The sequence below is a fragment of the Streptomyces sp. NPDC007983 genome, assembly GCF_042958345.1.
Lineage (GTDB): Bacteria > Actinomycetota > Actinomycetes > Streptomycetales > Streptomycetaceae > Streptomyces.
In genome coordinates, this window is sequence record NZ_JBIBJI010000026.1 from 25,400 (window position 1) to 37,786 (window position 12,387).

Annotated in this window: 13 protein-coding genes; 3 read left to right on the forward strand and 10 right to left on the reverse strand. The window is 70.8% G+C overall.

From position 1 onward, the window contains the following. Position 1: 1 nt before the first annotated feature. From ACFZCY_RS40685 to ACFZCY_RS40715, 7 genes are read right to left on the reverse strand one after another with little or no spacing between them, the layout of a single operon-like run. Positions 2–1,492 carry an aldehyde dehydrogenase family protein gene (locus ACFZCY_RS40685; RefSeq protein ID WP_391185539.1) on the reverse strand — a complete coding sequence of 497 codons (1,491 nt, stop codon included), beginning with the start codon at positions 1,490–1,492 and terminating at the stop codon, positions 2–4. Positions 1,493–1,497: 5 nt separating this feature from the next. Further along, positions 1,498–2,370, reverse strand: a complete 873-nt coding sequence (locus ACFZCY_RS40690) for an ATP-binding cassette domain-containing protein (RefSeq protein WP_391185542.1) — start codon at positions 2,368–2,370, stop codon at positions 1,498–1,500. Beyond that, entirely contained in the window at positions 2,363–3,424 is a 1,062-nt protein-coding gene (locus ACFZCY_RS40695; protein ID WP_391185545.1) for an oligopeptide/dipeptide ABC transporter ATP-binding protein, read from the reverse strand. Before ACFZCY_RS40695 ends, ACFZCY_RS40690 begins: the two co-directional genes overlap by 8 nt. Continuing rightward, complete coding sequence (locus ACFZCY_RS40700; RefSeq protein ID WP_391185548.1) at positions 3,421–4,299, reverse strand: ABC transporter permease subunit; 879 nt, start codon at positions 4,297–4,299, stop codon at positions 3,421–3,423. The genes ACFZCY_RS40695 and ACFZCY_RS40700 overlap by 4 nt, the downstream gene beginning before the upstream one ends. Then, entirely contained in the window at positions 4,296–5,246 is a 951-nt protein-coding gene (locus ACFZCY_RS40705) for an ABC transporter permease subunit (RefSeq protein WP_391185551.1), read from the reverse strand. Before ACFZCY_RS40705 ends, ACFZCY_RS40700 begins: the two co-directional genes overlap by 4 nt. A gap of 16 nt (positions 5,247–5,262) precedes the next feature. Next, positions 5,263–6,777 (reverse strand): ABC transporter substrate-binding protein, encoded by a 1,515-nt coding sequence (locus ACFZCY_RS40710; RefSeq protein ID WP_391185554.1) that lies wholly within the window; start codon positions 6,775–6,777, stop codon positions 5,263–5,265. Positions 6,778–6,782: 5 nt separating this feature from the next. Next, the gene (locus ACFZCY_RS40715; RefSeq protein ID WP_391185557.1) at positions 6,783–7,856 is read right to left on the reverse strand and encodes an isocitrate/isopropylmalate family dehydrogenase; all 1,074 of its coding nucleotides are present in this window, start codon (positions 7,854–7,856) and stop codon (positions 6,783–6,785) included. Between the two features lie 124 nt (positions 7,857–7,980). Here ACFZCY_RS40715 and ACFZCY_RS40720 point away from each other — a divergent pair, with 124 nt between their 5' ends. After that, positions 7,981–9,444: an amidase gene (locus ACFZCY_RS40720; RefSeq protein WP_391185560.1), complete on the forward strand. Its 1,464-nt coding sequence runs from the start codon at positions 7,981–7,983 to the stop codon at positions 9,442–9,444. After that, positions 9,441–10,208: a GntR family transcriptional regulator gene (locus ACFZCY_RS40725; protein ID WP_391185562.1), complete on the forward strand. Its 768-nt coding sequence runs from the start codon at positions 9,441–9,443 to the stop codon at positions 10,206–10,208. The genes ACFZCY_RS40720 and ACFZCY_RS40725 overlap by 4 nt, the downstream gene beginning before the upstream one ends. Positions 10,209–10,235: 27 nt before the next feature. On the opposite strand, the gene ACFZCY_RS40730 is transcribed toward ACFZCY_RS40725, so the two are convergent. Further along, positions 10,236–10,697, reverse strand: a complete 462-nt coding sequence (locus tag ACFZCY_RS40730) for an Lrp/AsnC family transcriptional regulator (protein ID WP_361482571.1) — start codon at positions 10,695–10,697, stop codon at positions 10,236–10,238. Positions 10,698–10,826: 129 nt separating this feature from the next. On the opposite strand from ACFZCY_RS40730, the gene ACFZCY_RS40735 reads away from it, so the two are divergent. Further along, entirely contained in the window at positions 10,827–11,069 is a 243-nt protein-coding gene (locus ACFZCY_RS40735; protein ID WP_391185565.1) for a hypothetical protein, read from the forward strand. A gap of 78 nt (positions 11,070–11,147) precedes the next feature. On the opposite strand, the gene ACFZCY_RS40740 is transcribed toward ACFZCY_RS40735, so the two are convergent. Both ACFZCY_RS40740 and ACFZCY_RS40745 read right to left on the reverse strand, forming a co-directional pair. Further along, positions 11,148–11,699, reverse strand: coding sequence for a hypothetical protein (locus ACFZCY_RS40740; RefSeq protein ID WP_391185568.1), 552 nt, complete (start codon positions 11,697–11,699; stop codon positions 11,148–11,150). Positions 11,700–11,816: 117 nt separating this feature from the next. Then, entirely contained in the window at positions 11,817–12,374 is a 558-nt protein-coding gene (locus ACFZCY_RS40745) for a DoxX family membrane protein (protein ID WP_391185573.1), read from the reverse strand. Positions 12,375–12,387: the final 13 nt, after the last annotated feature.

A 12,387-nucleotide genomic window follows, 5' to 3' on the forward strand; every position in this document is an offset into this window, starting at 1 on the left:
CTCACGGCTTCGTCGTCGGACGGATCACTGCCATACGGGTCACGGTGAGTTCTTCGATGGCGAACCTCGGGCCTTCCCTTCCGGCCCCGGAGTCCTTGACGCCGCCGTACGGCATGACGTCGGAGCGGAAACCGGGGACCTCGTTGACGACCACTCCGCCCACCTCCAGGCGGTCGAGAGCGGTGAACGCCGTGTCCAGGGCGCTGGTGTAGACGCTCGCGTGCAGTCCGTAGCGCGAGTCGTTGACCACGTCGAAGGCGGTCTCCAGATCGGGGACGGACCGTACGGCGACCACGGGGCCGAACACTTCCTCGTCCCAGACGGAGAGGGCGCGGTCCACATCGAGCAGTACGGTGGGCTCGATCACCCCGTCGGTGACCTGGCCTCCGGCCGCCAGTGACGCCCCCGCCTCCACCGCCTCCGCCAGCCACGCGCGCACCCGCTCGGTCGACCGCTCGTCGATGAGTGCCGAGACACGCGTCGCCGGATCGCGGGGATCGCCCACGGCCACCTGGGCCACTCGCTCCGTAAGACGGGCCACGAACTCCTCCCGTACGGCGTCCACCACGATGACCCGCTGCACGCTGATGCACGCCTGGCCCGACGCGTAGTACCCGCCGCGCACGACCGCGTCGGCGGCGGCGTCGAGGTCGGCGTCGGCGGCCACCACCAAGGCGGCGTTGGAGCCGAGTTCGAGCAGCACCTTCGTGGGGGCGGCGTCCCGGGCGATCCGGTGGCCCACGGCGGCGGAACCGGTGAAGGACACCGCCCCGATCCGGCGGTCGGTGGTCAGCGCGACGCCCACCTCGGGCCCGCCGGTCACCAGCTGCACCGCCGCCTGCGGCGCGTCGTGGGCGCTCAGGGCCTCGCGGAGGAGGTGCACCAGCCACAGGGTGGCCAGCGGTGTCTGCGGGGCGGGCTTGGCGATGATCGGGCAGCCGGCGGCCAGCGAAGGCGCGATCTTGTGCGCGGCGAGCAGCAGCGGGTAGTTGAAGCCCGCGATGCCCACCACCACGCCGATCGGCTTACGGGTCCAGAAGCCGAGCAGCCCCTCACCCGACGGCAGCAGGTCCAGCGGCACCGTCTCCCCGTGCAGCCGGGCCACTTCCTCGGCCGCGGTCAGCAGGGTCAGCAGGGTGCGATCCACCTCGACACGGCAGTCGACCAGCGGCTTTCCGGTCTCCAGGACCAGAAGCCGCTCGAAGTCCGCGCGCCGGGAGGCGACCGCCTCGTGGGTGGCGAGGAGCGCGGCCCTGCGGGTGTGCGAGGGGAGTCGTCCGACCCTCTCGCGGACGGAGAGGGCCGCGTCCACCGCCCGGCGTGCCAGGCCGGTGTCCCCGACGGGGGCCCGGGCGACGAGTGTCCCGTCGTAGGGGAAGCGGACGTCCTCGGTGGCGGGTGCCGCCACCCAGCTGTCGCCGATGGGAAGGCCCGCGGGGAACTCCTTCCCCGCGGGGGATTCGCCGTCGCCGGATGGGACTTGGGTGGTCACGGTCGCTACTCCCGGTTGAGGTCGGCCGCCGACACCCCGGACAGTGCCTTGCCCAGGGTCGGAACGGCGGCGATCAGCCTGCGTGTGTAGGAATGCTGCGGGTCCTCGTACACCTGCTCCGTGGCCCCGGTCTCCACGATCTGTCCGGCGTGCATGACCGCGACCCGGTCGCACACATGGCGGACCACGGACAGGTCGTGGGAGACGAAGACCAGCGTGAGGGACAGCTCCTCGACGAGGTCGGCGATGAGGTTGAGCACCTGGGCCCGTACGGACACGTCCAGGGCGCTCACCGGCTCATCCGCCACGATGATCTTCGGACGGGGCGCGAGGGCGCGCGCGATCGAGATGCGCTGCCGCTGGCCGCCGGAGAACTGGTGCGGATAGCGGTTCGCCGCGTCGGCGCCCAGGCCGACGGCCTCCAGCAACTCGGCCACCCGCTCCCGGCGGTTCCCGTGCCCCTGCGCGACCAGCGGCTCGGCCACGATGTCGCCGACGCGCATGCGCGGGTCCAGCGAACTCATCGGGTCCTGGAACACCAGCTGCAGCCGCTCGCGGACGAACTTCAGCTGTCTCTCGCGGAGCCCGGTGATGTCCCGGCCGTCGATCGCGACACTGCCGCTGGTGGGCCGGTCGAGCCCGGCCAGAATCCGCAGCAGGGTCGACTTGCCGCATCCCGACTCGCCCACGATGCCGAACCGCTGCCCCTGGGGGACGGTGAAGCTGACGCCGCGCAGGGCGTGCACGGGCGGGCTGGGGTGGCGCAGCGAGGTACGGGCCCGCCGGTAGTCGCGCGTGACGTCGCGGACGCTGACGGCGTCCACGGGGCCGGTCCGCGGCCCGGGCGCGAGGGGGGTGCTGGTCGGCTGCTCAGCCACGGCCGGCCTCCAGGTTCGCAGGGGTGCCGGTCCCGGGCGCGCCGCCGTCGGGCACCGGGTGGAAGCAGGCGTAGCCGGAGTCCGGCCCGGTCGGGACCCAGTCCGGCCGGGTGGCGCACTCCTCGGTCGCCTGGGCGCATCTGTTTCTGAAGACGCATCCGGCGGGGAACTGCCCCGCCGGTGGAACCGACCCGGGGATCGTGGCCAGCCGCCCTCGGTCGTCGACCGCGGTCAGGTCCGAGGCGCCGATCAGGCCCTGGGTGTAGCGGTGCCGGGGGCGGGTGAACACCTCCCGGACCGGGCCGGATTCGATCAGCCGGCCGCCGTACATGACCATGACCCGCTCGCAGGCGGTGGCCACCACGGCCAGGTCGTGGGTGATGAAGAGCATGGCCGACCTGCGGTCCCGCACGCCCCGCACGATCAGGTCGAGCACCCGCGCCTGCACCGTGACGTCGAGCGCGGTGGTGGGTTCGTCGCAGACCAGGAGCGCGGGGTCGTTCGCGAGGGCGATGGCCAGCACCACCCGCTGCCGCTGGCCGCCGGAGAACTGGTGCGGATAGGCGTCCGCGGCGGTCTCGGGGTCGGGAAGCCCCACCTGGGCGAGCAGTTCCACGGCGGCGGCGCGGGCGGACGCCCGGTCGGGCCTGGTCCGGTGGATCAGCAGCACCTCGGCGATCTGCCGCCCGACCTTCATGGTGGGGTTCAGGGCGGTCATGGGCTCCTGGAAGACCATGGCGATCTCCTTGCCCCGCACCCGGGACATGCGCCCTTCATCGGCGCCCACCAGGTCGTGGCCGACTCCGGCGAGCCGTACCGAACCGGTGGCACGGACCCCCTCGGGGAGCAGGCCCATGACGCTCAGAGCGGTCAGCGACTTGCCCGAGCCCGACTCGCCGATCAGGCCGACGCGTTCGCCCGCCCTGATGGTGAAACCGACATCTTCGACGAGCGTGCGGCCGCCCACCGTGACGTCGAGGTTCCGCACGGCCAGCACGTCATCGGGGGAGCCATGGGCGGCGGCGGCCGGTCCCGTCTCAGGTACCGGGGTCATCGGCGGTCCTCCAGCTTGGGGTCGAAGCGGTCGCGCAGCCCGTCGCCGAGCAGGTTGAATCCGAGCACCGCCACCGCGATCGCGAGGCCCGGGAACACCGCGAGCCGGGGAGCGATGGACAGCAGCTCCTGGCTCTCCTGCAGCATCCGGCCCCAGGACGGTGTGGGCGGCGGGGTGCCGAAGCCCAGGAAGGACAGCGCGGCCTCGGCGAGTACGGCGATGGCGAAACCCACCGACGCCTGCACGATGACGAGACTGCTGACGTTGGGCAGAACGTGCCGCACCGCGATCGCGAACGGCCCGCGTCCCGCCGCGCGTGCGGCGGTGACGTACTCGGTCTGCATCACCTGCAGGGTCCCGCCGCGGATCAGCCGGGCGAAATGGGGGATGGACGCGATGCCGATGGCGATCATCGCGACCAGCGTGCCCGCGCCGTACACGGCGGCGAACATGATGGCCAGCAGCAGCGCCGGGAAGGCGAGCAGGAGGTCGTTGCCGCGCATCAGCAGCTCGCCGAACCAGCGGGGCCCCATCCCGGCGACGATGCCGAGGGGCACCCCGATCAGGGCGGCGACCCCCACCGCCACGAAGCCGACGAACAGCGTGGTGCGCGAGCCGATCAGGATCTGGCTGAACACATCGCGGCCGAACTTGTCCGTGCCGAACCAGTACTCGGCCGACGGCTCCTGCAACCGCACCGCCGGATCCACCAGGGTCGGGTCGTGCGGGGTCCATACGAAGGACAGCAGCGCCATGCCGATCACGAGCGCCACGATGAGCCCGCCCACCAGGAGGCTGCCCGTGACCGGGCGGCGCCGTCGGCGGGCGGCGGGCGCCGCGGACGCGACGGTGGCTTCGGCGTCGAGAGCACTCATGCCGCACCTCCCCTGAGCCGCGGGTCGATCAGGAGATAGACCATGTCCACCACGAAGTTCACGAGCAGCACCGCCATTGCGATGATCATGACCACGTCCTGCACCACGATGAGGTCCCGGTTGGCGACGCTGTCGAGCAGCAGGCTGCCGAGCCCGGGGATGACGAAGACCCGTTCGATGACGACGGAGCCCACCAGCAGCGTGGCGAGCTGCAGCGCCAGGACGGTGACCACGGGCACCGACGCGTTCCGCAGCCCGTGCCGCAGCAGCGCCCGCGTGGGGCGGAGTCCCTTGGCGCGCGCGGTGCGCAGATAGTCCTCCCGGAGGACGTCGAGCACGGCGCTGCGGACGTAGCGGGTGAGCACCGCCGCCTGCACCATGCCGAGGGCCAGCGCGGGCATGGTCAGTTGTTTGACGAACAGCACCGGATCCTGCACCGGGGGCGTCCAGCCGTTCGCGGGCAGCCATCCGAGCCCGACCGCGAACACGGTGATCAGGAGGATGCCCGCGAGGAACGCCGGGACGGCCACGCCGACTTGGGAGACGGCCGAGAGGAGGAGCCCGGAGGGCTTGCGGTGCCGCACGGCCATGAGCGTGCCCATGGGGACGGCCAGGATCAGGGCGATCACCATGGCGGTGCCGACAAGCCACAGGGTGACCTGGAGGCGGTCGGCGAGCTGCGGGCCGATCGGGGCGTGGGAAATGTAGGAGTCCCCCGGGTCGAAGGTCAGCAGCCCGTGTATCCAGTGGAGGTACTGGGCCACGAGTGGCCGGTCGAGCCCGAACTGCTCGCGCAGTTGCGCCACTGCCGAGTCCGACGCACTGGTTCCGAGGGCGACGCGGGCCGGGTCCCCCGGCAGCACCGCCATGAACGCGAAGACCAATACGGAGCTCACGGCCAGGCTGGCCAGGAGGATCCCGGCCCGCTGTACGAGACGGACGATCATTGGTTCACGCCGCCTTTCAGGACCGGCCCAGGCCGGTGAGGTCCAGTGACTCGGTCACGGAGTTCACGGGCAGACCGGTGATGTCCTTGTCCGCCACCATCAGGTTCGGCAGCAGGAACAGCCAGTCGGCTGCCGCGTCCTTGGAGAGCAGCCGGGCGGCCGCTCGCATGTGGGTGATCTGCTGCTCCCGGGTGCCCTGGTCCGCCTTCGCCAGCAACGCCCGGAACGTGGGGTTGTCGTAGCGGATGTAGGACGTCTTGTTCCCGAACACCGTCTGCATGTCGCGGGGCTCCACGTGGCCGATGATGGACATGTCGTAGTCGGCGTTCTTGAACACGGTGGACAGCCAGGCGGCGGGGAACTCCAGCTGGTCCAGCTTGACCTTGAACCCCACCTGTTCCAGCTGGCTCTTGACCACGGTGCCGCACGCGGTGGCATACGGCAGTGTCGGAATCCGCAGCCGCAGCGTACGCCCGGCTTCGCCGGACTCCTTCACGAGCTTCTCGGCCTTGTCGCGGTCGTACGGATACAGGTTGGTGAGGTTCTGATACCACGGGTCGGTCGGCGGGACCATGCTGCCGATGAGCTTGCCGCGGCCCGCCCAGCAGGTGTCCATCAGGGCCTTGTGGTCGATGGCGTAGCGGACCGCCTGGCGGGCCTTCGGATTCTTCATCGGGCCCGAGCCGTTGTTGAGGGAGAGGACCACCTCGCCGTTGGTCGTGCCCTCGATGACCTTGTACTTGGAGTTGTTCTGGAACCGGTACAGGGACTCCGGGGACTGCATCTGGCCGATCACGTTGATGGTGCCCGTGAGCAGCGCGTTGTTCATCGCCGTCGGGTCCTTGAAGTACTTGAGGGTGACCGACGCGAAGTGCGGTTCGCGCCCCCAGTAGCCGTTGCGACGGGCCAGCGTGATCGAGTCGCCGCGATTCCACTTCTTCACCACGTACGGGCCGGTGCCCACCGGCTCGGTGGCCAGCTTGCGCACGCCGGTCCGGCTGAACATCGCGCCGACGCGGGTGGTCATCCGGTACAGCCAGTCGTTGCTCGGCCTCTTCAGGGTGACCTTGAGTTCAGTGGGCGACACCGCCCGCGCCGAGTCCACGACATCCATCTGGGTCTTCTGCACCAGCGTCCAGTCGGTCTTGACGCGTTCGATGGAGAACGTGGCGTCCTCGGCCGTGAACCGTGCGCCGTTGCTGAACGTGGCGTTCTTCACCAGGTGGAACGTGTATGTCCTGCGGTCCTTGGACAGGCTCCAGGACGTGGCCAGTTGGGGCCGTATCTTCCCGGACTGGTCCAGCTTCACCAGGTTCTCGTAGACGTTGTTGAGCAGTGCCTGCGGAATGGCGGCACCTTCGGTCTTGGTGAAGTCGAAGTTGGCCGGCTCGGCGGTGAGGCCGATGTTCAGGGAGTTCTTCCCCGCACTGCCGGTTGCCGTGGATCCGGCGGAGCAGGCTGCCAGCGGCAGGCATGCGAGCATGGCCGCGACCGCCCCGGGGCGCCGCGCCAGCCGCTTGTGATGTCTCATCCGTGCTACTCCTGGCCTTCCATCGCGTGCAGAACGGCTGTTGCGACGTCCGCCGTGGTGGCGGTGCCACCGAGGTCGGCCGTGTGGTGCCTGGTATCTCGCAAGGTGTCCGCCACCGCCTCCCGGATGCGGCGCGCCGCGGTGATGTGCCCGAGGTCGTCGAGCAGCATCGCTCCGGAGAGCATGCAGGCCACCGGATTCGCCACGCCCTTCCCGGCGATGTCGGGCGCGGAGCCGTGGACGGGTTCGTAGATGCCCGGCACATCCGCGCCCGGAAGGACGTTGGCGCTGGGCGCCATGCCCATACCACCGGCGAGCACCGCGGCGAGATCGGAGAGGATGTCGCCGAACAGGTTGCTCGCGAGCAGCACGTCGAGGGAGCGCGGCGCCTGGATCATGCGGGCGGCCATCGCGTCGACCAGCACGGTTTCCAGCCGGACGTGCGGATACTGCTCGCCCACCTCGCGCACCACCCGGTCCCACAGCGGATAGCCGTAACGCATCGCGTTGGACTTGGTCACCAGGCACAGGCGGCCCGACCGCCGGCCGGCCAGGGCGAACGCCTGGTGCGCCGCCCGCTCGATGACCCGACGGGAGTGCACGGCGACCTCGATGCCGAGATCGTGTCCGCTCCCGGCGTGCGCCACCCCGCCGGCGCCGACGTACTCGCCCTCGGTGTTCTCGCGCACGATCACCAGGTCCACGCCATCGGTGTCGCGCACCTTGGTGGGGACGCCGGGGAACGCGCGCACCGGGCGCAGGTTCACGGCGAGGTCGAGCTGCTGCCGCAGGCCGATGATCAGGCCCCAGACCAGTTCGTGCTCGGGCACATCGGGGCGTCCGACGGCGCCGAACAACACGGCGTCCGTCTTCTTGACCTGGTCGGCCGCGTCGGCCGGCATCGCCGCGCCCTGCCGGAGGAACCGCTCGCCTCCCCAGTCGAACGAGGTCACATCGAGCCGGTGGCCGTCGGCCTCCAGGGCGGCCCGGACCGCGGGCACGGTCGCCGCGACGACCTCCGGGCCGATTCCGTCGCCCGGAATGACCGCGAGCCGTACGACTTTGGTGTCCCGCGTCATCGACGCCACCCTTCCGCTATGACTGGCCTGACCAGTAAGCTCACTTGCCAGGTACCGTGGCGACTGAAGCTGTTCCTGTCAAGGGTTCGAACGCCCCGGGTATCGCGACCGAAGGAGAGTGCGGGTGCTCACGGAACAGAACCTGGCCGCCATACCGGCCGTCGAGATGATCGCCGGATTCGCCGACCGCACGCTGTCGCCGGTCGAGGTGCACGACGCCGTCCAGTCGGTGATCGAGGCGCGGGAGGGTGTGCTCAACGCGTTCTGGGTGCGCGATCCCGACGAGTCCCGCAAGGCGGCCCAGGCCAGCGAGGCCCGATGGGCCGCGGGTGAACCGTTCGGGCTCATCGACGGCGTGCCGGTGACCCTGAAGGAGAACGTCGCCCGCAGGGGCGTGCCCATGCCCTCGGGCAACGCGGGCACCGAGCCGGTCCTCCCCGAGGCGGACGCGCCCATCACCGCGCGGGTCCTCGAATCCGGCGGGGTGATCCTCGGGTCGACCGTGATGCCGGACTGGGGCATGCTCTCCTCCGGGGTCTCCAGCCGCCACGGCATCTCCCGCAGCCCCTGGAACCCGGAGTGGACCACCGGCGGTTCCAGCTCCGGCGCGGGGGCGGCGGCCGCCGGGGGATACGGCCCGCTCCACGTCGGCACCGACATCGGAGGGTCGATCCGGCTGCCGGGCACCTGGCTGGGCCTCGCCACGCTCAAGCCCAGCTACGGGCGGATCCCGCTGGACACCCCGTACCTGGGGCGCGCGGCCGGTCCCCTGACGCGCACCGTGGCGGACGCGGCCCTGTTCATGCGGGTTTTGAGTCAGCCGGATCCCCGGGACTGGTCGAGCCTGCCGCCGCAGGACATCGACTGGTCGGCGCTGGACGGCGGGGTGCGGGGACTGCGGGTGGGGGTCCACCTTGAGGCGGGCTGCGGGGAGCCGTGCGACGCCGAGATCCTGGCCGCGGTGAACCACGCGGCCGAGGTCTTCGAGGCGGCGGGGGCCGTCGTGGAGCCCGTCGAGCGGTTCATGACCCAAGAGCTCCTGGACGACCTGGACCTGTTCTGGCGGGTGCGGTCCTGGAACGACTTCCGCGAGCTGACCCCCGAGGCCCGGCTGCGCGTCCACCCTCACATCATCCGATGGTGTCAGGGCGGCGCGGATATACCGGGCACGAAGGTCCTTCAGTGCTACCAGCAGATCATGCGCATCCAGGCGCGGACCGTGGCGGCGACGCTCCCCTACGATCTGGTGCTCTCGCCGGTGGCCCCGGTGGCGGCGTTCCCCGCCGAGCGGCCGATGCCGTTCCCGGGGGACGCGAAGACCATGGCGCACATCGGCTTCACCGCGCCGTACAACATGTCGGGACAGCCCGCGGCCACCGTCAACTGCGGTTTCATGGCGGACCGCCGGCCCATCGGGGTGCAGATCTCGGGGCGCCGTTTCGATGATCTCGGCGTCCTGCGGGCGGCGGCATGGTACGAACGGAACCGGCCTGCCGAGGCGGTCCCGCGCTGGCCGGACCACGCCCTCGGGGCGCCCACGGGGGAGAAGAAGACGACATCGACCACGCCCGAAGGGGAGAAGCCTTGAGCGACGGGGCACAGTTCCGGCAGGTCTCGCCGGTACGGCTCTACCAGCGCATCGTCGAACAGATCGAGCAGGCGATCGCGCGAGGTGACCTGAAGCCCGGTCAGCGGCTGCCGAGCGAGCGGGAGTTGGTGACACAGTTCGGGGCGAGCCGGCCCACCGTGCGGGAGGCCCTGCGCGTGCTGGAGAGCAACGGACTCGTCCGCTCGCGCCCGGGGGACCCCAACGGCCCGGAGATCCTGCCGTTCTCACCGGCCGGCCTGACCAAGGAGATGACCCGGCTCGTCCAGTTCGACAACATGTCGATGGCCGAGCTGATCTCGTTCCGCATGATCCTCGACGGGTCGGCGAGCCTGCTGGCGGCCCGGCTGCGCTCCGAGGAGGAGCTGTCCGCCATGGAACGGACGCTCGCCGTCATGTCGGAGGCGATCGAGACCGGGTACGAGGAGTTCAGCAAGGCGGACGTCGCCTTCCACGAGGCGGTGGCGGTGGCCAGCCGCAACTCCCTCATCGAGGTCTGCAACCAGGTGGTCCGGGGCGCCGTCCTCACTCTGATCTCGGACAAGGTCGTCCACGCGCACAACAGCACGGCGCTCATGCGCGAGTCGCTCCAGCACCACCAGGAGGTGCTGGAGGCGATCCGGCAGGGGGACGGCCCGGCGGCGGCCCGCATCTCGCGGCGCAAGCTCTACGAGTACTACGCCGTCTACGTCCCCGAGGACGAGCGGGAGCCGCTGCTCGCGCTCATGGACGACGAAGAGGCCTGAACGGTCCCGCACCGTGCCCTGACCCGCTCAGGGCACGGGCGTTCCGCGTTGCCAGGAGTCGATGACGATCAGCGTCTTCGTCTGCAGCACACCGGCGCCCTTGCGGCGCAACCGGTTGACCACCTTCTGCAGGTCGTCGACGCTGTCGACATGCAGCCGGACGAGTGCGTCCACATCGCCGGTGAGCGTCAGCACCTCGTCGACCTCCGGCAGCGTCGACGCGAACTCCACGATGTCGTGGATGTCCGTGTCCCCCGTGAATCGCAGCTCGGTGACGGCCTGAAGGCCCTGGCCGAGCTTGGCCTGATCCGTGGTGATCGTGTAGCCGGTGATGACCCCCGACTCCTCCAGGCGCGCGATGCGCCGCCGGACCGGCGCCGGGGAGAGCTGCACCAGGCGAGCGATGTCCCGAACGGTGCGCCGCCCGTCGGCTCGCAACAGCTCCAGGATCCGCAGATCGACCGAGTCGAGATGTACGGGCGCCGACATGCCGCAAGTGTAAGCGGCACTTCCCGCAACGGTCACTCCTCGCCCCGATGGACTTCCCGCAAAGAGCGTCCGCGCATCGCTGCGCGCACTTTTGTTGTGCGCGGCCCGCACCCTTGAAACCGTGTCCTCATGCCAGCCGCAACACACTCAGCAACGCTCCTGCGCCTCGATGTCGTCGCCGTGCCCTTGGCGGTGGCCCGGGTTTCCCTGATCTTGGCGCATCGCCAGTTCGACGTGCTCACCATGGACGTCGCCGCGCCCGTCGACGGGCTGCGAAGGATCACCATCGAGCTGGACACGGCGGACGAGATCAGGGTGCGGCAGCTCGTCGATTTCCTGAACCGGTCGCTCGACGTCGTCAAGGTCGTCTGAGGGGCGGCTGACGTATGCGTGAGGGTGCCGTCCGCGCCGGACGGCACCCTCACGCATACGGCGGCTACGCCGTGGTGCTCATCTCGGCATCTCGGTGGCCGTGCCGTTCAGCGACCCCGGGCCGTGCCCGGTGCCGTTCACCGGGCCGGTGGCCCGGGCGGGCCGTTCCAGGATTCCGCGGTCGGCGGGCGGGGTGTCCGCGGTGGTGGCACCGGGCGGCGGGCCGGAGGTCTCGGTGCCGCTCTGCGAGCCGCCCTGACCGGCCCCGCCGTGCGTGGCCCCGTTCTGACTGCCGTTGGAGGAGGGGGCGGAACCGTTGATCTTGTCGATCGCCTGGCGGGCCTGTTCGCCGGGGGAGCGGGGCGCGGGCTGCGCCGAGGGGGACGGCGTGGGCGCGGGCTGGTTCCGCTCCAGCTGGGGCGGCTTGGCGTGGGTCGCGCCCATGGCCTGGGTGCGCAGCCGGTGGCTGACCGCCTCGTCCAGGCTCACCGGCCGGTGCATCTGGGCGGCCAGCCGCCCGGCCTCCTGACCCAGTGCGGACACCACGTCCCACGGCAGATGGAGCACCAGACGGACTTCGGCATCCCCGTCCGGAAGGGCTTGGATGGGAGGAGTGAACCGTTCACTCATGAGCTGGTCCTCCGTAGGGTTCTTCGGTCCGCGCCCCGCCTGCCAGGGCGCGTACAGAGCCATACGGAGAACCGCCGCGCCCCGTTCACCGGAAGCCGGACGGATCGGGGCGCCGCGTCAGGTGCGCAGCAGGATCGTGACCGTCGCCAGGATCGCCGCGAGGACGAGCGCCGCCACACCGTAGCCGATCCGCTGCGACCGCAGGCCCGGAATGAGCGCGTCGATGGCGATCCGGCCCGACCCTGTGAGCGCGAGCCCGGCCGCACAGACGCCGATGAGCAGCGGAAACTCAAAACCGCCGAAGAGTCCGAGTTTCCAGGTGGCGGCGACCGCGTTGGCCATCGTGCCCGCCACGGCGGCTCCGGCCAGCGGCGTGAGCAGCCCCACGGCGAGCCCCAGTCCGCCCAGGGTTTCGGTGAGCCCCGCGCAGACGGCCATCGCCCGGGGCGCCGGGTAGCCGAGGTGGGCGAATTCCACGGCGGTCCGGGAGATCCCGAGCCCGCCCCACCAGCCGAACAGATGCTGCGCCCCTCGCGCGGCGACGATCAGCCCGACCCCGAGCCGCACCACCAGCAGGCCGGCGTCATGGGCGCGCAGTACGCCCGGCGCGCTCCTGGGGGAGGCGTGGACGGGCGTACCCATCGGGGGAGTGTTCTCGTCGCCGTAGTACGACATGGCGCCCTCGTCG